The 20,177-nt window shown below is 37.7% G+C and carries 19 protein-coding genes and 1 pseudogene; 8 read left to right on the top strand and 12 right to left on the bottom strand.

The features are described 5' to 3' along the window. Nucleotides 1-143: 143 nt before the first annotated feature. Together queG and ruvB are read right to left on the bottom strand one after the other, a co-directional pair. Nucleotides 144-1,067, bottom strand: a complete 924-nt coding sequence (gene queG / locus VKY50_RS07030) for a tRNA epoxyqueuosine(34) reductase QueG (protein ID WP_324300262.1) — start codon at nt 1,065-1,067, stop codon at nt 144-146. Then, nucleotides 1,067-2,089: a Holliday junction branch migration DNA helicase RuvB gene (ruvB, locus tag VKY50_RS07025; protein ID WP_324300261.1), complete on the bottom strand. Its 1,023-nt coding sequence runs from the start codon at nt 2,087-2,089 to the stop codon at nt 1,067-1,069. Before ruvB ends, queG begins: the two co-directional genes overlap by 1 nt. 96 nt (nt 2,090-2,185) lie before the next feature. Between ruvB and VKY50_RS07020 the strand changes: the two genes are divergently transcribed. Beyond that, on the top strand, nt 2,186-4,450 hold the full coding sequence (locus VKY50_RS07020) for an acyl-CoA dehydrogenase family protein (protein WP_324300259.1): 2,265 nt from the start codon (nt 2,186-2,188) through the stop codon (nt 4,448-4,450). A gap of 90 nt (nt 4,451-4,540) precedes the next feature. On the opposite strand, the gene VKY50_RS07015 is transcribed toward VKY50_RS07020, so the two are convergent. The 4 genes from VKY50_RS07015 to VKY50_RS07000 form a co-directional block, all read right to left on the bottom strand. After that, the gene (locus tag VKY50_RS07015; RefSeq protein WP_324300257.1) at nt 4,541-5,125 is read right to left on the bottom strand and encodes a DUF3332 domain-containing protein; all 585 of its coding nucleotides are present in this window, start codon (nt 5,123-5,125) and stop codon (nt 4,541-4,543) included. A gap of 255 nt (nt 5,126-5,380) precedes the next feature. Further along, nucleotides 5,381-5,641, bottom strand: coding sequence for a 50S ribosomal protein L27 (gene rpmA, locus VKY50_RS07010; protein ID WP_324300255.1), 261 nt, complete (start codon nt 5,639-5,641; stop codon nt 5,381-5,383). Nucleotides 5,642-5,710: 69 nt separating this feature from the next. Beyond that, entirely contained in the window at nt 5,711-6,376 is a 666-nt protein-coding gene (gene rplU / locus VKY50_RS07005; protein ID WP_324300253.1) for a 50S ribosomal protein L21, read from the bottom strand. A 95-nt stretch (nt 6,377-6,471) separates the two neighbouring features. Continuing rightward, nucleotides 6,472-6,933, bottom strand: coding sequence for a DUF4199 family protein (locus VKY50_RS07000; RefSeq protein ID WP_324300251.1), 462 nt, complete (start codon nt 6,931-6,933; stop codon nt 6,472-6,474). A gap of 370 nt (nt 6,934-7,303) precedes the next feature. Between VKY50_RS07000 and VKY50_RS06995 the strand changes: the two genes are divergently transcribed. Beyond that, nucleotides 7,304-8,629 (top strand): M16 family metallopeptidase, encoded by a 1,326-nt coding sequence (locus VKY50_RS06995; protein ID WP_324300249.1) that lies wholly within the window; start codon nt 7,304-7,306, stop codon nt 8,627-8,629. Nucleotides 8,630-8,634: 5 nt separating this feature from the next. Further along, a complete protein-coding gene (locus VKY50_RS06990) occupies nt 8,635-10,698 on the top strand; it encodes a M16 family metallopeptidase (protein WP_324300247.1) in 2,064 nt (687 codons plus the stop codon). Between the two features lie 50 nt (nt 10,699-10,748). Here VKY50_RS06990 and VKY50_RS06985 read toward each other — a convergent pair whose 3' ends face one another. Then, on the bottom strand, nt 10,749-11,150 hold the full coding sequence (locus VKY50_RS06985; RefSeq protein ID WP_324300271.1) for a DMT family transporter: 402 nt from the start codon (nt 11,148-11,150) through the stop codon (nt 10,749-10,751). A 150-nt stretch (nt 11,151-11,300) separates the two neighbouring features. Then, nucleotides 11,301-11,651: pseudogene (locus VKY50_RS06980) on the bottom strand (EamA family transporter); the annotation flags it as partial. A gap of 84 nt (nt 11,652-11,735) precedes the next feature. Between VKY50_RS06980 and VKY50_RS06975 the strand changes: the two are divergent. From VKY50_RS06975 to VKY50_RS06960, 4 genes are all read left to right on the top strand, one after another. After that, nucleotides 11,736-12,110 carry a hypothetical protein gene (locus VKY50_RS06975; protein ID WP_324300245.1) on the top strand — a complete coding sequence of 125 codons (375 nt, stop codon included), beginning with the start codon at nt 11,736-11,738 and terminating at the stop codon, nt 12,108-12,110. Nucleotides 12,111-12,294: 184 nt separating this feature from the next. After that, nucleotides 12,295-14,631 (top strand): TonB-dependent receptor, encoded by a 2,337-nt coding sequence (locus tag VKY50_RS06970; RefSeq protein WP_324300243.1) that lies wholly within the window; start codon nt 12,295-12,297, stop codon nt 14,629-14,631. Between the two features lie 9 nt (nt 14,632-14,640). Next, nucleotides 14,641-15,885 carry a PepSY-associated TM helix domain-containing protein gene (locus VKY50_RS06965; protein ID WP_324300242.1) on the top strand — a complete coding sequence of 415 codons (1,245 nt, stop codon included), beginning with the start codon at nt 14,641-14,643 and terminating at the stop codon, nt 15,883-15,885. A 13-nt stretch (nt 15,886-15,898) separates the two neighbouring features. Beyond that, entirely contained in the window at nt 15,899-16,318 is a 420-nt protein-coding gene (locus tag VKY50_RS06960; protein ID WP_324300240.1) for a hypothetical protein, read from the top strand. Nucleotides 16,319-16,416: 98 nt separating this feature from the next. On the opposite strand, the gene gldD is transcribed toward VKY50_RS06960, so the two are convergent. Genes gldD through mutY form a run of 4 tightly spaced genes read right to left on the bottom strand, consistent with a single transcriptional unit; the run spans nt 16,417 to nt 19,891 of the window. Further along, nucleotides 16,417-16,980, bottom strand: a complete 564-nt coding sequence (gene gldD, locus VKY50_RS06955; RefSeq protein WP_414652307.1) for a gliding motility lipoprotein GldD — start codon at nt 16,978-16,980, stop codon at nt 16,417-16,419. 2 nt (nt 16,981-16,982) lie between these two features. Beyond that, entirely contained in the window at nt 16,983-18,302 is a 1,320-nt protein-coding gene (gldE, locus tag VKY50_RS06950) for a gliding motility-associated protein GldE (RefSeq protein ID WP_324300236.1), read from the bottom strand. A gap of 25 nt (nt 18,303-18,327) precedes the next feature. Further along, complete coding sequence (locus tag VKY50_RS06945) at nt 18,328-18,777, bottom strand: single-stranded DNA-binding protein (RefSeq protein WP_324300234.1); 450 nt, start codon at nt 18,775-18,777, stop codon at nt 18,328-18,330. 55 nt (nt 18,778-18,832) lie between these two features. Next, nucleotides 18,833-19,891: an A/G-specific adenine glycosylase gene (mutY, locus tag VKY50_RS06940; protein WP_324300231.1), complete on the bottom strand. Its 1,059-nt coding sequence runs from the start codon at nt 19,889-19,891 to the stop codon at nt 18,833-18,835. A 113-nt stretch (nt 19,892-20,004) separates the two neighbouring features. On the opposite strand from mutY, the gene VKY50_RS06935 reads away from it, so the two are divergent. Continuing rightward, nucleotides 20,005-20,177: HU family DNA-binding protein (locus VKY50_RS06935; protein ID WP_324300269.1), on the top strand; the 173-nt coding region annotated here is incomplete at its 3' end.

Here is a 20,177-nt window from a genome sequence, read left to right as displayed (position 1 = left end):
TTTTATATCACCCCTTGCATCAAATGTTTTTTTAACCCATACAGATTTAACACTAGCTATATTAGGATGAATATTCAAAGCTCGTTATCCCAAGTGATTTTCTTAATTTTCTCGCACACTTTTGCCTATTATGCAAAAACGATTTACTTCAAAAACTCGATGTTTCGTTTAAGTCCAGAAAATTTAGTTCTTTTAACGGCCGATTTTTTAAAGATTTCTCTAAAAACATCCTCGGTAATTTCTTCCCAATCTTTTTTGGTCATATCTAATAATTTGGGATGTGGATTAAAAAGGGGTTCACTGTGCGCTTTGGAAAAGCGATTCCAAGGACATACATCCTGACATATATCACAACCAAATATCCAATTGTCGAACTGACCTGAAAATTCGGTAGGAATCTGCTCCTTTAATTCAATAGTAAAATAGGAGATACATCTACTCCCGTCCACTACATAAGGTTCTGTGATGGCCTCAGTGGGGCAAGCGTCAATACAGGCCGTACAACTTCCACAATGATCAGTGGTAGGGCTGTCATATTCCAATTCTAAATCCACGATAAGTTCAGCAATAAAAAAGAAAGAGCCGACTTGTTTGGAAAGTATGTTGCTGTGCTTTCCTCTCCAGCCCAATCCGCTTTTTTCAGCCCACGCCTTATCTAAAACGGGTGCAGAATCAACAAAAGCACGACCGTGAACCGCTCCTATTTCTTCCTGCATTAACGATAGTAGCTCTTTGAGCTTATCCTTAATTACAAAGTGGTAATCAACTCCATAAGCGTACTTTGAAATTTTCGGCGCCTCCTTATCTTTCTGAATATCAGAAGGATAGTAATTAAGTAATAGGGAGATGACAGATTTAGAGCCCTCTACTAATTTTCGTGGATCGAGACGTTTGTCAAAATGATTCTCCATATACTGCATCTGGCCATTTTTACCCTCAGAAAGCCATTTTTCCAATCGCGGTGCTTCCTGTTCTAAAAAATCAGCCTTGGAAATACCACAAGACATAAATCCCAGTCGTTTGGCTTGGTCTTTAATCCATTGCGTATGTTTCGCTCTTAAATCCATTAAAACAATCCTCCTTGTATCCCTCCTTTGATCTTACCTAAATGCCTGTAAGCTAGTTCAGTGACTTCTCTACCTCTAGGAGTTCTCACAATAAAGCCTTGTTGAATCAAAAAAGGCTCATAAACCTCCTCTATGGTTTCAGCACTTTCTGACACGGCTGTGGCTAGGGTTGTAATACCTACGGGACCTCCTTTGAATTTATCAATTATGGTAAGTAGGATTTTATTATCCATTTCATCCAAACCATAGGCATCCACATTAAGAGCCTTTAGTCCAAATTTCGCAATCTCGATATCAATGGACCCATTCCCCTTGATCTGTGCAAAATCACGAATTCTTCTAAGAAGTGCATTTGCTATTCGAGGAGTACCTCTACTTCTTCCCGCAATTTCAATGGCCGCTTCCATGGAGATCGGCACTTTTAATATCTGCGCACTACGCTGAACTATATCCGCTAGAAGTTCAGTGCTGTAATACTGAAGCCTGGAGTTAATTCCAAAACGCGCGCGCATGGGCGAGGTCAACAGACCTGACCGAGTGGTCGCACCGATTAAGGTGAAGGGGTTTAGATTTATTTGCACCGTACGGGCGTTTGGTCCCGTTTCTATCATAATATCAATTTTATAATCCTCCATGGCAGAATATAAATATTCTTCCACAATAGGACTTAAACGGTGTATTTCATCAATAAAAAGCACATCCCGGTCTTGCAGATTTGTCAACAAACCAGCAAGATCCCCAGGTTTATCTAACACTGGACCAGAGGTTACTTTAATTCCTACCCCTAATTCATTGGCTAGAATATAGGCCAAGGTTGTTTTCCCAAGTCCTGGAGGCCCATGGAATAAGGCGTGATCTAACGCTTCTGATCGCAAATTTGCCGCCTGAACAAAAACCTTTAAATTTTCCAGCACCTGCTCTTGTCCTGCAAAATCATCAAAACTTAAAGGGCGTAAAGCTCTCTCAAAATCAACCTCTTCCGCAGAAAAGTGTTCTCCTGTAGGGTCTAAATGCTCATTCATACAACAAAGATAAAACAAATGTACCAGTGTGACGACCACCCTTCGATCGAGTTTTTAAAAATCTGTAAATTCTCTAATTATTCGTACATTGTATCTATGGAAAAATTGCAAAACACACCGAATCTTTTAAAGTATATCCCATTCCTCTATGTAATGTGGTCAGATGATCTTTTTTCTCCTTCGGAAATTTCAGTATTTACCAAAGCGATCGAAGGCGACACCCTTAAGGAAGAGGAGATCAAGAGTATAAAACGTTGGATTGACCCAAGTAATCCTCCCTCGGACCAAACCATGCTCCGATGGAAAGAACTTATTGATCAATCCAAAATTCGTCTTATCGAAAGTGACTCCTATCCGTTAAGCCTTTTCTCTGTTCGATGGGCCAATAAAGATCAGGAGGTAGATCAAGTGGATCCTCATTTAAAATTTATTGAAATTAACCTTGGGATTCAGCCAAACCACTACCACCATTTGTTTAAGGTACAAAAAAACACCGCTCACACCGCCTCTTTTTACAAAGCCTCAGAAATAGACAACTTACTTAAATTAGGACACAAGGAGGCTATTGATCCTTTTAGAAAGTTCATAAGTAAACCATCATTTACCTGGGAGGTACGCCACACAAAAGAAGCGCAAAGAGATTGGGTACGAAGGCAGCTCAAAGAGCTTGCCGAGGCAGGTTATGGTGCGATGGCATTTGATCCAGAATATGGTGGGATTGCTGATATGCCAGCATATGGTGCAATATTCGACAATCTCATGTTTGTTGACGGAAGTTTAACTATCAAGTTCGGTGTGCAGTTTGGTCTTTTTGGAGGAAGCATTGCTAATCTAGGTACCAAGATCCACCATGATAAATATCTTAAAGCCGCTGGGAAGGCAGAAATCCTAGGGTGTTTTGCCATGACAGAAACCAGACATGGATCCAACGTAAGAGGTGTAAAGACTACAGCTACCTATGTTAAGGAAAACGATAGCCTAGTGGTTCATACCCCATCGGAGAATGATAATAAAATATATATCGGTAATGCACTTGATGCTTCTATGGCAACGGTTTTTGCCCAGCTTATAGTGGAAGGAACAAATCACGGTGTTCATGCCATCCTTGTCCCTTTGCGAGATGAGAATGGAGCCTTACGAAAAGGCGTCCGAATTGAGGACAATGGATATAAATTAGGATTAAATGGAGTAGACAATGGAAAAATCTGGTTTCACAATGTTGCGGTTCCAAGAGAAAATCTATTAAATAAATTTGGCTCCATTGACCATCAAGGTAAATACCACTCAGATATCGAGAATCGAAATAAACGGTTCTTTACGATGTTAGGCACCTTGGTTGGGGGAAGAATCTGTGTTGGAAAAGGTGCTCTGAGCGGTGCTAAGAAAGCGCTAGCTATTGCCGTTAAATACGCCTTAAACCGAAGACAATTTAACAGTGATCAAAAGATACAGGAAGACCTGATCATGGATTACCCAACCCATCAACTACGACTGATAAAACCTATCGCTAAGTCCTACGTCTACCACTTTGTACTAGAGAAATTAATAACACAATACGCTAATTCGAATGCTTCGAATAGAAGAGAAATTGAAACGCAAGCGGCGGCTTTAAAAGCTACCATTACCTGGTTTGCCAACAATTGTATTCAAGAGTGTAGAGAGGCCTGTGGAGGGCAAGGTTATATGTCTGAAAACAAACTTGCCAGTATCAAAGGAGACGTAGATATATTCACCACCTTTGAGGGAGATAACACCGTTTTAATCCAATTGGCCGCTAAAGGTATCTTAACAAATTTTAAAACAGAATTCAACAGTGATCATTTTAGAGACATCCTAAAATATCTGGGCACTCAGCTATCCGATCGTCTTACTACTTTCAATCCAATATTTACCAATAAAACGGACAAGGATCACCTTTATGACAGTGATTTCCATCTAAATGCACTGGAATACAGAAGACGTAGACTAACCTTTTCTGTAGCCTCCAGAATTCAGAAATACACCAAGAAAGGTATCCCTTCCTACCAAGCTTTTTTGAAGGTGCAAACCCATTTAGTGGAACTAGGTAAGGCTTATAGTGAAGAGTTATCTTATAAGGCATTTATTGAATTTACTAAAACGATCCAAAGTAATGAACTAAAATTCTTATTTGATAAACTTGGAACGTTATTTGCACTTAGTGAGATCCACGACAATGCAGCTTGGTATTTAGAGCAAGGCTACATTGGTGCAGCTAAATCCAAGGCTATTAGAAACAGAGTAGAGCGGTTGTGTTCGGAACTACGACCACATGTGGACACCTTAGTCGATGGATTTGGCATTCCAAAATCCTGTATTAATACACCAATTACCCCAGTATAAAAAAAACAGGAGGCCGACATGTGCTCAGCCTCCCGTTAAAAGGTTTTAAGATGGAAGACCGAAATCTCCCGTTATTTTTACAGTAAATCCTTATTTTGCCAAAGCAAACATAGCTTCCTCATACTGGCAATCAGATTTAGCTTGTATTTGAGCCATTGCTTCTTCTTTAGTCATATTAGGATTTATCTCAACAGCTTCACCATTAGGCAGATTCACTACATACATACCATCCTTCATAGTGGCTAATTCAATAACTTCCCCATTTGCCTTGATAGCACTCCAAGATTTTTCGCTTGGTTTATAAACCAAGTCAACACGTTCTCCTTTTCTTGGTCCATCCACGATTTCGATCTCCATTCTGTTTTGAGTAGCTACCATTTTGAAAGTGTTACCATTGTCAACTACAATTTGTGTTTCTTTCTCTCCTGGCTTCATAGCGATCGGATTTGAACCAGTCCAGAATTCAATAGTGTTGAAGATAATTAAATCCCCTAACATGAAGATTCCATAAACGGGAACAATCCACAATACCCAGAAAACCAAGTTGTTGACGAATTTGTTACTGGAAACTTGATGATTCCAATCCTTTAGACCATTAAATGCACTGAACGACCCTAAGCAACTTGAGCATAAAACTGCTATTGCTAAACATGAAGAAATTACAGATTTTTTCATAATACTCTTATTTTGATAAAATTAGTTATTCTAAGATATTAATAATATTACAATTTAATAGTCTTTTTTGGTGAATTTTTACAGTATTTTCCTAAAGTTCCGGTTTCTTAGGCAAGCTGTAACACCTTTAGATAATCGAATAACCCTATTAAAGATACCTGAATGTTAATGGCTCTTTTAGGTTGTAATTTCAATTAAATCCATAAAAAAAGCCCCCCAAAATGGAAGGCTCTTCATTATAAGATTAGAAACTAATTAAGCTTCAGCAGGAACTACTGAAACATACGATTTGTTATTTCTTTTCTTTTCAAATTTTACAACACCATCAACCTTAGCGTGTAATGTATGGTCTTTTCCCATATATACATTTTCACCAGGATTGTGTGAAGTACCTCTTTGTCGTACGATGATATTTCCAGCAATAGCGGCTTGTCCTCCGTAAATCTTAACACCTAAGCGTTTCGATTCTGATTCTCTACCGTTCTTGGAACTACCAACACCTTTTTTGTGTGCCATTTCTATTGTGTTTTAATATCTTGTGCAATCCAAGACTTGTTAAACTTTATTTTAAAACCAATAGGAGAATTATTTCCCTCCGTTTAATTGATCTTGTAATTCTTTAAGCTCATCCCATTTGCCATTGGCAGCTAGATCAGCTTGCTCAGCCCATGTTCCAGGATCCAAATGTGCAAGTGTCGAACTTGCTTGAGTTAAAATTTCTTTTACCTGATCCGCAGACTTTTTTGCCAACTTAGCGAAAGTGTCCACTCCAGCGTTTACTAAAGCCTCAGCAGCTTTAGGCCCTATTCCTTCAATTTTTTTCAAATCGTCTCCCTTTTTGGAAGCGGCTTTTTTCTTAGGTGCTGCTTTTTCAGCAGCTGGCTTAGCTTCTTCTTTTTTAGGAGCAGCCTTTTTCTTAGGTGCTGCTTTTTTAGCACCACTACTTACGATGTTCTCAATAACTATTTCAGTAAGAGATTGTCTGTGTCCGTTTTTCTTGCGAAAACCTTTACGTCTTTTCTTCTTAAAAACAATTACCTTATCACCCTTTAGGTGCTTGATGACTTTTGCCTCTACTGCGGCTCCGTCTATAGCTGGGGCGCCAACGGTTACTTCACCGTCATTATCCAACAAAAGAACGTTGTCAAATGAAACCTTGTCTCCTTCTTCAGAAGCCAAACGGTGTACAAATACCTTTTGATCTTTCGCAACTTTAAATTGCTGCCCTGCTATCTCTACAATTGCATACATAGCTTATGAATTAATAATTTAATCAATATATAACTTGGCCTAATTAAATTAAGCGGGTGCAAATATACTTCTAAATCATTAAAGAACAAATGTTTTTATGCCTTTTGGAAAGTTTTTTTTAGGTTCCAACTAGGCTTGAACTTCTGCATAAAAGCCAACGTAAGGACAACAGTAGACGCAAAACCCTCTATCAGTAGAATAAACACTAAAACTCCTGGTCCTTGATTATAATCTCGAATCCATGTATTGATGATAGTTTCAGCGAAATGAGTATCAAGGTGATACATATAAGTGGCCATAAACAACACAAAAGCTATGGTCGCTAAAAACCCGGTCATTACCCCTGTTTTAAACCCATTGTGATAGTGAAAATTATCTTTCTCCAAAATCCTTCGCATACGAATAACAGCGTATATTCCATATGCTACTATAACCCCATTAAACAGCCGTAGCCATATCACTTCGTGTAATCCTACTAGTTTAAGAATTAAAAAATAGGCAATCAAAGCAATTGCGATGAAAAGCCCATACCTGATGTATAATCTTTCTGGGTTCATGAGCTAAAATTTTGAAATTACGACATTTAAGGTACAAAAAAATACGATTGCAAGCGTAAAAAGTAAGTCATTTTTTAAAACTAAACGCAGTCAATCACCCACGAAAATTCGGAATCAGTAAAAAACCTGTCCCTCAAATAAAGGTATTAGCATTTAGAAAGTTATTTCTCCAAATTAAGCATTGACAGATACTTTACTCATAATATTACGGAAAACCTTAATTAAATAGACGCTTTACAAAGAAAATAACCTTCAAAAATTCGGAGTAGAACGCAATATTTTTACTAAATTTCACAACAATTTTAATCGCTTCTGTGATCAAATTAACATACAGCGATTAAAAAAACGCAAATAACAAACCAATTTACTTATGAGAAACAATTTAATCGCCATCGCGATTTTTTCAATGCTGTGTTGGCCTTCAACAGCACAGCAAATCGAGTTTGAGGAGTATGATCTGGCCAATGGGATGCATGTGATCCTTCATCAAGACAATTCTGCTCCGGTAGTAACTACTTCGGTGATGTACCATGTAGGTGCTAAAGACGAAAACCCAGAAAGAACTGGTTTTGCACACTTCTTTGAACACCTTTTATTTGAAGGTACAGAAAATATTGAAAGAGGAGAATGGTTTAACATCGTCAGTGCAAATGGCGGAAGTAACAATGCCAACACCACCGCTGATAGAACGTACTACTACGAGGTATTTCCGTCTAACAACGTTGAACTAGGTTTATGGATGGAATCCGAGAGATTACTGCACCCGGTGATCAATCAAATCGGTGTTGACACTCAAAATGAAGTTGTCAAAGAAGAAAAGAGACAACGAATTGACAATTCACCTTATGGGGCATTAAGTTATGGTATTGCCGTACAACCCCACCTTTTCAAAAAACACCCCTATCAGTTTAGTGTTATTGGATCTATGGAGCACTTAGATGCTGCCACTCTTGAGGAATTTAAGGCATTTAATGACAAATATTATGTCCCAAATAATGCTGTCCTAGTGGTGGCAGGGGATATCGATGTTCCCGAGGTTAAAAAAATGATTAACCAATATTTTGGCTCCATTCCTAAAGGAGCTCCAATAGAAAGAGGTTTCGCAAAAGAAGATCCTATTACTGAACAAATCACCTCAACAGAATATGATTCTAATATTCAAATTCCGGCTCTTGCACTTTGTTATCGAACTCCAGCCATGACCGAGCGTGATTCTTATGTTCTTAATATGATTGCTACCTACCTAAGTGATGGAAAAACTTCAAAACTTTACAAAACCATGGTGGATGAGAATAAATCAGCCTTACAGGTTTTTGCATTCAATAGAACTATGGAAGATTATAGCATGTATAACATCTTTGCACTTCCATTAGGGGACATCCCCCTCGAACAACTCGAAAAAGAAATTGATATGGAAATTGCAAAGGTTCAAACAGAGCTAATCTCTGAGTCGGACTTTCAGAAGTTACAAAACAAAATGGAAAATGATTTTGTGAATTCCAATTCTAGCATGTCAGGTATTGCGAGTTCATTAGCAACCTATTATATGTTGTACGACGATACGAACCTTATCAATTCAGAGATTGAAATTTACCGAGGAATTACCAGAGAGGATATCAAAGAAGTCGCTAACAAATACTTGCAAAAGAACCAACGCCTAAGATTGGAATATCTTCCACAACCAACAAATAATTAATTCAAATGAAGACAACTATATTCACGTTTTTTCTAAGTTTCTGTGCAAGTTTCACTTTTGCACAAATCGACAGGTCAATTCAACCTACACCAGGACCCGCTCCTACCATAAACATAGAAAAACCTTATACATTTAAACTTGACAATGGACTAAAGGTAATGGTGGTTGAAAACCATAAATTACCCAAAGTCTCTATGACACTAACCATTGACAACAGTCCAATTTTGGAAGGTGAAAAAGCAGGGGTATCATCTCTTACAGGAGAAATGTTAGGTACTGGAACTGCCAAGATGAGTAAAGATGATTTCAATGAAAAAGTAGATTACCTAGGCGCTAATATATGGTACGGTTCACAGAGCGCTGGAGCGAATTCACTCTCCAAGTACTTTCCAGAAATTTTAGAACTTCTTGCCGATGGAGCTATCAATCCTGTGTTCACTCAAGAGGAATTCGATAAAAAGAAAACGCAACTTATAGAGAGTATTAAATCTGGTGAAAAAAATGTTTCTGTCATTCAACGAAGAGTTTCTGGAGCTTTGACTTTTGGTTTAGATCACCCATATGGAGAATTTGTTTCACAAGAGACCATCAACAACATTCAACTCAACGATGTGATCAATTTTTACAATACCTATTTTAAGCCAGCCAAGGCATATCTAGTAATTGTTGGAGATGTCGATGGGAAGACTACCAAAAAGCTTGTAAAAGAGTATTTTGCTGATTGGAAAGCTGAAAAAGCACCGCAGTACGCCTATACAGCCCCAAAGGATGTTCAGTATTCTCAGATTAACTTTATCGACATGCCAAATGCAGTTCAATCGGAGATCGAAGTCACCAATATGGTCGATTTAAAAATGAGTGATCCTGATTATCACGCTGCGCTAATTGCAAACCATATATTGGGTGGCGGTTTCTCTAGTTATTTAAATATGAATTTAAGAGAAGAACACGGGTTTACCTATGGTGCTAGATCGAGTTTACAAACAAACACTCATAACGCATCAACATTTTCGGCATCAACAAGTGTTCGCAATGCAGTTACCGACAGTGCGGTTGTTGAATTTTTCAAGGAGATCAAACGCATCCGTACGCAAAAGGCATCTGAAAAAGATCTAGCAAATGCCAAAGCAAAATATCTTGGTAATTTCGTACTTGCTTTAGAGAATCCTTCTACGGTTGCTCGCTATGCGCTTAATATTGAAACAAAAGGACTCCCTAAAGATTTTTACAAAACCTATCTGGAAAAAATAAATGCAGTTACTGCTGAAGATGTCCTACGCGTGGCTAATAAATACTTTAAAGCGGATAATGCTCGGGTGGTTATCGCAGGAAAAGGTAGCGAAGTAGCCTCTAAATTAGAAGCTACTGGTATTCCTATGTTGTACTTTGACACCTTTGCCAATCCAGTTGAAAAACCAAACTTTGAGCAGAAGATTCCAGATGGATTAACGGTTCAAAGCGTTTTAAATAACTACCTAAATGCCATTGGCGGAAAGGATAAAGTTGCTAGTTTATCCTCCATACAAACGATCTATTCAACTAGTATCAATGGAGGATCATTGGAGATTATTGAGAATAGAACTTCAGATAACTATGCTCAGGTAATAAAGATGAATGGAAATCCGATGATGTCGGTGCTTATCAATGATCAGGAAACTCTCATAAAACAAGGTCCCAATACTGTGCCTATTTCACCACAGATGATCAAGGACCTCCAGAACAGTGTAGGTGTTTTCCCTGAGCTTACGTTACTTAGCAACCAAAATGCTACCCTTGCAGGTATTGCTAAAGTCGAAGGAAAAGATGCCTATCAGATCGATGTCCCAGGGGAAGTAATTAGCACCTCCTATTTTTACGATGTGGACAATGGGTTGAAGCTCAAAGAACAATCCGTGACATCCATGGGTGGACAAAGTCAAACAAACGAAGCATTTCTGTTTGATTATAAGGAATATGACGGAATAAAGTTACCTACCTTAAAGAAAGCATCTATTGGTGGTATGCCAGTTGAAAACACACTTTCTCAGGCGTTGATTAATATTGAATTTACTGCTGATGATTTTAAATAGTCAAGTAGCATAATAGACAAAAAGGAAATCCCCCAACTCAGTCTACTGGATCAGGTTGGGGGATTTCCTTTTTTATTCCTCCTATTGGAATTTACTCCATATACTCCAAAGAGTATAACAACAGTAGCACCAAGGTGAAACACACCAAACTTCTCTCCATCTAAAACACCCCATAAAATTCCTACAACAGGTGCTAGATAGGTTACAGAAGTAGAAAACACAGGTGAAGTAATCTGGATCAACCGATTAAAAACAATTATAGTCACCCCAGTTCCAACTACCCCTAAAATAGCCACATAAATTAAAGAATCTACCAACTTTGGTTGCGTGAAATTATTTGAATCCAAAAAGCCAGTACAGATTAATATCACTAAGGCAGGTATGGCAATAACCATAAAACTACCAACCGACATTGCTCTTACCGATACATCTTGTAGTTTGGATTTAATCACATTGGCATTTGTAGCGTAGAGAGAAGCAGCCAGAATTACGAATAATGAATAAAAGTAATTCTGGCCAGGATTTAATCGTGCACCTTGCACAATGAGTAAAACAGCCCCTAGCAAGCCAATAATTACACCTATTAATTGGTTGCCATTAAAACGAATTTTAAAACCTACAAAGCCAATCAGAATGGTAAACAACGGAACCAAAGAATTTAATATAGCCGCAATATTGCTATCAATTTCTTTTTCGGCAAAAGCGAATAACTAAGCTGGTGCAAACACCCCACAAAAAACAGATAATGCGACCCACTTCCATTGCACAAATGTTAAACTGAAGGCTGTCTTAAATCCAATACATAAAAGAAAAATGGCGGAAAATAAAATCCGAAGTGATCCCAATTGAACGGGTGATAAACCAACAAGACCTTTTTTGATTAAAATGTAGGAGCTTCCCCAAATTACAGACAAAAAAAGCAGGTAAACCCACTTTAATTTACTTTTATCCATAAATTCGATCTTTTGATGACAAAGATCCCAAAATTAAATTTAAAATGATTTCCTTTGTATATCTTTTTATAAAGTGGAATACTTGTGAAAACAAGATGGGTACCCATATCGTTTACATTTCTCTACGTGCTTGCCATGCTTAAACCGGTAATGCCAGTATTCGACTATGTTATCAACCAGGATTACATTGCGGAGTACTTGTGTATTAATAAGGATAAACCAGCGATGGACTGTAACGGTAAATGCTACCTTATGGAAATGTTAGAAGCTGAAAATCAGCAGAAGAAACAAAATATTCCAGCAATTGATCTTAGAGAGTATCCTATTGGTTTTGTAAATGTACTCCATATTCCAGCTTTAACACACATAAGCATTAAACCCACCATCAATGCTTTTTATTCCCAACATTACAATTTTTTATTCAATCATACTCTCTTCCAACCTCCTGTTAGTTTGTAACTTTTTTCAGTTTGTAAGAATTCGCCCAGAAGCATCTAGGGATGCGATATGATATGAGATATATTTAATTTTTTTAAAAAATTAGGTAGATTAAAAGCGTTGAATTCTTACCCCTCAATTAGTATTTATTTTATTATATGATCGTAATAATACGATTATATAATTCTACACATCAAATTAAAAAATGAAACACCTATTAGTGCTTACCCTTTTGCTTGGGATAAGCATTTCAATAAACGCACAAATCACCTATAGTGGCCAGATAAAAGATCACAACCTTGATCCCATAGATGGGGTGAGTATACAGTCCAGCACTAATCCCTCTAATGGTGTTGCTACCAACATCCTTGGAGAATTCACTATTGCCCTTAAACAACCCAAGGTGCTCATTACCGCTATCGGATATCAAACCGTGGCAGTTACCCTTAAATCATCGGGTAATATCATCATTCTTGAACAATCCCAGGAAGAACTACAGGAAGTTATTGTCTCAGCCAGTAGAGAAGCACAAAAGCGTGCAGAGATCCCAGGTGCCATATCAGTGATTACTGCAGCCAGATTAGAGGAACTAAAGCCCTTCGGAATAGAACAGATCATAAATCAAGCACCAGGTGTATTTATGTCCACCTCAGTAGCTTCGGGAAATGAGCAGCATATGACCTCAGTCCGATCTCCCATCTCGACCAAATCGCTCTTTTTATATTTGGAGGATGGTATTCCAATCCGTCCAACAGCTGTGTTTAATCACAATGCCCTACTGGAGATGAATGATGTTTCTTTTAATCGAGTAGAGGTTTTAAAAGGACCCGCTTCAAGCATCTATGGAAGTGAATCCATTGGTGGAAGTTTTAACTTTATCACTAAGAATCCAAGTAGAAACTTTAGTGGAAGCCTAGGATTCCAAATAAATGATCTCGGATTATCGAAATATACACTGGAAGTATCTAATTATGCCAATAAAAATTTTGGTTACTACTTAGGGAGCCAGTACACCCAACGAAATAACGGCCCTTTAGGACATAGTGACTACGAAAAATTTGCAACTACCTTTAAGACCGTTTATCATTTTGATTCAAGCACCAGCTGGATCAATACATTCGACCTAATTGATTATCGTACAGATACATCTGGTTCTTTAACGGAATCAGATTATCATTCTGGGGAATATCTAAGTGATCAGACCTTTACAGAACGTAGTGCCAAAGCGTTTCGATTAAAAAGTACCTTGAACAAGTACTGGAATGATCGAAACAAAACCACTTTCAATATCATATTTCGGGATAATCAAACGAATCAAATCCCGTCCTATCGCATTCGACAATTCCGCGAGCAAGGCCTCCTAACTGGTAAGGGGGAAGGAGAAATTAACAGCGATCGCTTTCAAAGTATCGTCGGTCTTGTACAACATAAAACTGATTTTAATTTCGCGAATGCATCTCTTATTTTAGGCTCAAGCATTGATTATTCTCCTCAAAGGTATCAGGCACAAACTATTACAGTAACGGTGGACACCCAATCGGGTATAAACCAGGCCTATCAAATCAATCAGGGAAGTTATATTTTGAACTATGAAGCGGACATTTTAAATTATGCAGGATACCTTCAATTTGAATTTAACCCATTAACCAATCTTAAATTTACCACTGCACTTCGATACGATGGTTTCAATTATGATTATGACAATCAACTCGATGGACAGAAAGGTGCTGCGGACGCTGTGAATGATTACAATAATTTTTCACCCAAGATTGGTCTGAACTATAACTTTAGCAGAAATTCAGGTTTGTACATCAATTACTCAAACGGATTCTCACCTCCACAAACCTCCACTCTTTACAGAAATAAATATGTGGAAATCGATGGACAAATCCATGGCCTTAAACCCTCAAAATACAATAACTATGAACTTGGGGGTTACCTCTCTACTAACAGAATGAAAATAGATCTGGCGCTATATGTTTTGGATGGTAATAACACATTGGTCACCCTTAGAAATGAGCAAGATCAATATTATAATGCTAATGCCGGTAAAACACGATCATACGGCGTAGAATATGGGATAGGCTATCATATATCCCAAGAATTGAAAATTACGCATAACGGTAGTTTTGCCAAGCATCGTTACTTGGAGTTTTACGATTCTGGTGTTGATTATTCAGATTCCGATATGGAGACTGCACCACAATTATTAGGAATCACTCAGCTAAATTATACCCCTTCCATCCTTGAAAAACTAAATCTCGGATTAGAGTATGAAATGGTTGGTTCATATAATACAAGTTTGGAAAATCAACGTGAAAATCAAAATGGAAGTTGGGGAACAGCCACCTATGGAGGACATCATATTTTTAATCTAACAGGTTCTTATAAGTGGAGAAATTTGGAGATTTGGGTACATGTATTAAATATTTTTGACCGTCTCTATTCAACGCGTGCTTCCTTTAATGTTTACACCAATGAAAACAATTACGAGTCTGGGGGACCACGGGCGTTTCATCTCGGAATTCGCTATAAATTTTAAGTTTTAAAAATGAAAAACAACAATTTAAATAAATGGATGTGGAAATGGCATTTTCTAGCTGGAGTCATAGCCCTTCCTTTTATAGTGCTATTATCCGCAACTGGGATTATTTACTTATTCAAAGACACCTACCAGCAAAAGAACCTTATGGCTTATAAGGAGGTGGAGGTTACAGCAAGGCCGTTGTCCTATCAAAAACAATGGGAAATTGCTAAAACCCACACAAATGAGTCGCTGTCCTTGATGGTCATTCCTACTTCAGCCAATCAGGCCACTGAATTTGTATCGGGAATGTTCGAAACACAGCAAATTCTGTATATAGATCCATATAAAGGGATTACTACTGGAGTAATTGAAACTCGTAAAACACCTATGTATAAGGTGCGAAAACTCCATGGGGAGCTTCTTTTAGGCAGCTACGGCACAAAGGTTATTGAACTGGTCGGAAGTTGGATGGTCATATTGATCATTACTGGTATCTATGTTTGGTGGCCTAAGGATTCTTGGAAAATAAAATCCTTTTTTATACCACGAACAAAAAGTGGTCGACGAACCTTTTTTAGAGATGCTCATGCCATCACGGGTTTTTGGTTATCCGCACTATTTCTTCTGATTCTCGCGGGTGGACTTCCATGGACGGATGTATTTGGTTCTGGATTTAAATGGGTACAAGAAAAAACCCATACGGGCTATCCTACTACATGGAACAGCTACACGCAAGACACCTACAGCGAAGGCTCCGAAATGATTCATTTGGATGTCATCGTAGAAAAAGCCAAGGAACTACAGCTCCCAGGAACGGTTAGTATCTCTTTTCCAAAAAATGAAAAAGGAGTATTTAGTGTACAAAACACTTACTACAAAGATCTCAGCAAGCAAAGCAAATACCATTTTGATCCATACAATGGTGAATTGTTAAAGAAACATACCTGGGCTGATGTTGGTATTCTCATGCAGGGACGAATGTGGGTTATGGCTTTTCACCAAGGACAATTCGGTCAATGGAACTGGATCGTAATGTTATTGACAGCATTTATGTTACTATTGATGAGTCTTTCTGCAATATTCTCCTATGGTCTTAGGAAAAGAAAAAACAGCTGGGGAGTTCCAAAACTGCCAAAGAAATTTTCCTTGGGATTTGGCATGTACATAATAATTGGATTTCTTTGCCTCTTATTGCCACTATTTGGTTTGAGTGTGATAATAATCCTTATTTTTGAACAATATAGAAACTACCGTAAATCGGCCACATAAAATTGAAAAAAATATGAGAAAATTTAGTTTACTATTATTGGTTTTAACCATAGGACTAGCATCTTGTAAAAATGGCGAAAAGAAATCAGAAGGACCTACTCAAATGGAAGAAGTAATGGCGGTACATGATAATTTAATGCCAAAAATGAGTGATATATCTAGCCTAATGAGCGAATTAGAAACCAAAATCGACAGCAGTCAATCAAGTACACAGTATCAGAAAGCAATTAATGATCTGGAGGCTTCACACAAGGCTATGATGGATTGGATGAAGGATTTCGGTGCTAAATTTGATGTCGATGAGATTCTAAAAGGAAAACCACTTACTCAAGAAAAGCAACAACTTCTTGATCAAGAACAAAAAGAGGTGGACGACCTTAAAAAGCAAATCGAATCTAGTATTGCCAATGCAAAGAACCTACTCGGAAAATAACGCAGTCTTTCTTTCCGTCAATAGGGTAAAATCATAACTAATAAAAGAAGCCTTTTGGGATCGCTCAAAGGGCTTTTTTAATTCTATAATAAAGGTTTTTAATTAGGATACTTCCAACGAAAGCTTTCCATGATTTTACGAATGTCGTTTTGCAGATACACCACAGCTGGCAGCAAGGAATCGTAATTAGGTTTTGCATTAAAATAAAGCGAACCTGTTAAAAAATGATTTGTGCTATCGGTGAGGTAAAATTGTGAATTTGAAGCAGCATCTCCTGTGATGGCATAAAACATCCCATAAACATCACCCTGGGTATTGACAAAAGGTTGCTCTGTAATATTATCAGCCTTGGCTACATGCTCATAAGTTAGCTTTTGCGCATCCCTTAGTAATAAATCCAAATCTTGGTGAATATTTTTATAGGTAATATACATGGTAGCATTCATTTTGGGATACTCGATGAGCATGGAACAATCACCTTTTGATGTTACACTTGCATTAACGTTTGTTTGGAAATCAAATGGACAATCCAGAGAAATAGTATGGTAAGAGGCTTGTGGAAATTCAAGTCTTAGTTCAGCCTGAGGTTTTGGAATCGGATTATCAGTACATGAATATACTATTACGGAGAAGCCAATAAATGACCATATATATTTAAAGATTCTCAATCTATTGTAACTTTAATTTGTTTAATACGCTTATTATCCAAAGCTTCGACTACAAAAGTGATGTTGTTAAAGGTCACTTTTTCTCCTTTTTTAGGGAAGCTGCCTGCTATTTCCAACACAAAACCAGCAATAGTTTCCGACTCTCCCTTATTTTCTTCAAAGTCCGATTCATCCTCAAGGTCTATGACTTTATAAAAGTCCTTTAATACCGTTTTACCTTCGAACACAAAATTCTTTTCATCCAACTTAGAATACACCAAATCCTCATCGTCAAATTCATCGCTTATATCTCCGACAATCTCTTCGATGATATCTTCCAGTGTCACAACCCCTGAAGTCCCTCCATACTCATCAACGACTATTGCGAGGTGAATTTTCAAGTCTTGGAACTCCTTCAATAAATCATCGAGCTTCTTGTTTTCTGGAACAAAATAAGCATCCCGTTTTAATGAAATCCAATCAAAGTCCTTTTTATCAAGATAGGGCAACAGGTCTTTCACATACAATACCCCAGTAACGGTATCCATATTCTCTTTATATACTGGAATTCTAGAATACCCGTTTTTAACGATTTGTTTAACGACTTCAGAAAACTCCATGTGCTCTCCAAGCGCGAACACATCAATCCTGGGTTGCATAACCTGCCGGGTATCGGTATTTCCAAAAGATACGATCCCATGAAGTATTTTTTGCTCCTCTTCAGTGGTATCACCTTCGGTTGTAATTTCTAAGGCATGCGAGAGCTGATCCACGGAAATATCTGATTTCTGCTTTGCTAAACGTTGGTGAAAATACAATGTAATAGCTTGCATTGGCCTATTAAAAGGAGTGAGAATTTTATCCAAAATACTTATAGGGTTCGCCATCGCATGAACAAACCTGTAATTGTTTTTGCTCGCATATAATTTTGGCAGAATTTCACCCAAAAGCAATATCAAAAAAGTGACTATAACTAGTTCTATAACAAGACGTAGTTCAATTACCCCGAATAATCTATTTTCAAAACTCGGGAACAGCTGATCTCCTATAGAAATAAAGAGCAGTACAAAGCTCAAGTTAAATAGCGTTTTGGCTACCATCAAAGTGGCCAAAAGTTTTTTAGGTTTTTCAATTAGTCTAACAATAGTATTCCCACGACGTGTCTTGGACTCTAATTCACTTTGAATATCTGCCGATGAGAGCGAGAAGAAAGCCGCCTCCGCTCCTGAGACCAGCGCGGTGGAAATTAATAATACGATGAGTACTGATAAATTAATAATTGTAACAGTATCCACTTCAAAAAACAATGGAATAAAACTCGAGGGCTCTGGGTCCAATATAAGTTATTTTAGTTCTACTTGATTAAAATGGCAAATCATCCTCTTCCTCCTCTGGAGCGGAAGTTGTTTGAGACTCAACTTGTTGTGCCGTTTGATAATTTTGCTGAGATCCACTATTTTCATTCTGATTATCCCCTTTATTGGAAAGGAATGTAAAATCAGTAACTTGGATCTCGGTGGTATACCTCGTTACGTTGTCCTCCCCTTGCCACTGTCTGGTCTTCAATCGTCCTTCTACGTACACCTTATCACCTTTACTCAGGTATTTTTCGCAAATTTCTGCAGCCTTATTTCTAACCACAACATTATGCCATTCGGTATTACTCACACGCTCCCCGGTTTGCCGGTTCGTATAGGTTTCATTAGTTGCTAGTGGGAATCGTCCAATGCATCCACCCCCATCAAAATACGTCGTCTTCACGTCGTCACCTAAGTGACCAATCAGCATTACTTTGTTTAACGTTCCGCTCATTTTATATTATGTATTAATTTTAAAAACTTCTTTAAATTTAAGAAAAATTCCAACTTTAAAAACCAAAATCTTTCACAAAATTGGCAATTAATACCGGGACTGGATACTCTTTTATGTTTTTCCTAAGAATCCCATTTGGAATTGACCCTTTTAACTCAACAATCCAAAACTTGGTATAAATATGTTGATGTGACAATTTATGAACCGCCACCTTAGGATTGAACAAGCGAATATCGTAAGATTTCCCTGAAATCAAATTCAAAAAGTCTTCTTTTTTCGTTAGCTCTTCTACATGGAGGTTTTTCTTGGATTCCACCAAAGGAAACTGGTATAGATATTGCCAAATATCTTTCTTGCTTCGAATCTCAAGCAAGGTATGTTGCTGATCTAAAAGAACAATATAATTAAAATACCGCTTTTTAAGTTTATTTTTTTTAAGCTTCACTGGAAGCTTTTCAACTTTTTGTAATTGGAAGGCAATACAGTTTACTTGTAAATCACAATTAGCACATAGCGGTAATTGGGGTTTGCATTGAAGCGCCCCAAATTCCATCACAGCCTGATTGTAGTCCCCAGGATGTCTTGTATCCATAACCTGGGCAGCTAGTTCTTTAAAATACCGAACTCCTTGCGTAGAATTTATTGGAATGTCCACCCCAAAATATCTACTCAGCACTCTATACACATTCCCGTCAACTACGGCCACCGGCTCATTATAACAAATGGAGGCAATGGCACTAGCGGTATATTCTCCCACCCCTTTTAGTTTTAGCAATTCCCTATAGGATTTCGGGAAAACACCCTTCATTTGGTAAGCTACCTCCTTGGCCGTATGATGCAAATTTCTAGCACGAGAATAATACCCAAGACCCTGCCAAAGTTTAAGAACTTGATGCTCAGAGGCTTTTGCTAAATCAAAAACTGTAGGAAAGGAGGCAATAAAACGGAGGTAATACGGTAATCCCTGCTCGACTCTGGTCTGCTGCAATATGATCTCAGACAGCCAAATACGATAAGGGTCACGACTGTCTCTCCAAGGCAAATCTCTTTTATTCTCTGAGTACCATGAATTTACAACCTCCCTAAAATCAATTTCATTAGCTCTAATTTTCAATACGATTTCTTTATTTGGTTAAATTTTAATTATTTACGCTTTATTTATTGGTTAATTAATTTATATATTTGCATCCCCTAAATTGACAACACTGTAAAAACAAATATATAAAAATGACTAAAGCAGACATTGTAGCTAAGATTTCAGAAAAACTTGGCATGGAAAAAGGAGATGTTCAGGCAACTGTAGAATCTTTTATGGAAGAGGTTAAAAATTCATTGGAAGGTGGTGATAATGTTTACCTCAGAGGTTTTGGAAGTTTCATTATTAAAACTAGAGCTGAAAA

Source organism: Galbibacter sp. (genome assembly GCF_035306585.1).
Classification (GTDB): domain Bacteria; phylum Bacteroidota; class Bacteroidia; order Flavobacteriales; family Flavobacteriaceae; genus Galbibacter.
This window is presented reverse-complemented; position numbering and strand designations above follow the sequence as displayed.

Coding starts and splice junctions, on each gene's coding strand:
- ruvB (WP_324300261.1), bottom strand. CDS start 2,089: ATGAATGAGCATTTAGACCCTACAGGAGAACACTTTTCTGCGGAAGAG.
- VKY50_RS06995 (WP_324300249.1), top strand. CDS start 7,304: ATGAGAAACAATTTAATCGCCATCGCGATTTTTTCAATGCTGTGTTGG.
- VKY50_RS06990 (WP_324300247.1), top strand. CDS start 8,635: ATGAAGACAACTATATTCACGTTTTTTCTAAGTTTCTGTGCAAGTTTC.
- VKY50_RS07015 (WP_324300257.1), bottom strand. CDS start 5,125: ATGAAAAAATCTGTAATTTCTTCATGTTTAGCAATAGCAGTTTTATGC.
- VKY50_RS07000 (WP_324300251.1), bottom strand. CDS start 6,933: ATGAACCCAGAAAGATTATACATCAGGTATGGGCTTTTCATCGCAATT.
- queG (WP_324300262.1), bottom strand. CDS start 1,067: ATGGATTTAAGAGCGAAACATACGCAATGGATTAAAGACCAAGCCAAA.
- VKY50_RS06945 (WP_324300234.1), bottom strand. CDS start 18,777: ATGAGCGGAACGTTAAACAAAGTAATGCTGATTGGTCACTTAGGTGAC.
- VKY50_RS06965 (WP_324300242.1), top strand. CDS start 14,641: ATGAAAAACAACAATTTAAATAAATGGATGTGGAAATGGCATTTTCTA.
- VKY50_RS06970 (WP_324300243.1), top strand. CDS start 12,295: ATGAAACACCTATTAGTGCTTACCCTTTTGCTTGGGATAAGCATTTCA.
- VKY50_RS07020 (WP_324300259.1), top strand. CDS start 2,186: ATGGAAAAATTGCAAAACACACCGAATCTTTTAAAGTATATCCCATTC.
- VKY50_RS06960 (WP_324300240.1), top strand. CDS start 15,899: ATGAGAAAATTTAGTTTACTATTATTGGTTTTAACCATAGGACTAGCA.
- rplU (WP_324300253.1), bottom strand. CDS start 6,376: ATGTATGCAATTGTAGAGATAGCAGGGCAGCAATTTAAAGTTGCGAAA.
- rpmA (WP_324300255.1), bottom strand. CDS start 5,641: ATGGCACACAAAAAAGGTGTTGGTAGTTCCAAGAACGGTAGAGAATCA.